At 62.1% G+C, this 272-nt stretch carries 1 protein-coding gene; it reads right to left on the bottom strand.

Going from position 1 to position 272, the window contains the following annotated elements; all coding sequences use genetic code 11:
* The coding region (locus tag QMF38_RS09615; RefSeq protein ID WP_281759296.1) for a hypothetical protein at positions 1-272 on the bottom strand (272 nt) is incomplete at both ends.

Genomic DNA, 272 nt, shown 5'->3' with positions numbered 1-272 from the left:
TGCCGTGTCTGCCGCCGTAAATCCGGAGCGCGGACGATCCTCTGGCGGAGCGATGGGGCCAGCCTCGTCCTCGACCATGCCAGGATCGATGAGGTGCGCATCATCTTCCTCGGGGTCGTCGTCATCCGTGCGCGGAGGCGTGTTCTCCGGATCTTCCATCTGAGCAATCGCGGCATCAATGGCCTCTTCCGGCGTTTCCTCGTCACTCGTCGCCGCTTTGCTTTCTGCGAGCTTCTGCACGAGCTCCGTCAGAGCGTCGAGTTTCTTCTCGA

This window comes from Alicyclobacillus hesperidum subsp. aegles (genome assembly GCF_027923525.1).
In the GTDB taxonomy this organism is placed as follows: Bacteria; Bacillota; Bacilli; order Alicyclobacillales; family Alicyclobacillaceae; genus Alicyclobacillus; species Alicyclobacillus aegles.
The sequence above is the reverse complement of the archived record's forward strand: the minus strand, read 5'-3'. Positions and strand labels throughout refer to the sequence as shown.